The sequence below is a fragment of the Terribacillus sp. AE2B 122 genome (assembly GCF_902497585.1).
Classification (GTDB): domain Bacteria; phylum Bacillota; class Bacilli; order Bacillales; family Amphibacillaceae; genus Terribacillus; species Terribacillus saccharophilus_A.
This window is the reverse complement of sequence record NZ_LR700949.1, coordinates 255-458: the sequence shown is the minus strand read 5'-3', so window position 1 is coordinate 458 and position 204 is coordinate 255. Positions and strand designations below refer to the sequence as shown.

Sequence of the window (204 nt, the reverse complement as noted above, 5' to 3'; positions counted from 1 at the left end):
GTCCTACTCTCGCAGGGCGAACCCAACTACCATCGGCGCTGAAGAGCTTAACTACTGTGTTCGACATGGGAACAGGTGTGACCTCTTCGCTATTACCACCAGACCTTACTTATCTTTTCCTACGACAATATATATTATACACTGTCTGATCAGGAAAAGCAAGTTTTTTTGAAGTGAACCTTCAAAACTAGATAAGAATCATGT

General features: G+C 42.2%; 1 rRNA gene (cut by a window edge). It reads right to left on the bottom strand.

Annotated elements, in window-relative coordinates:
- Positions 1–103 (bottom strand): 5S ribosomal RNA (rrf, locus tag AE2B122_RS16225); it reaches 19 nt to the left of the window's first position.
- Positions 104–204 lie beyond the last annotated feature (101 nt).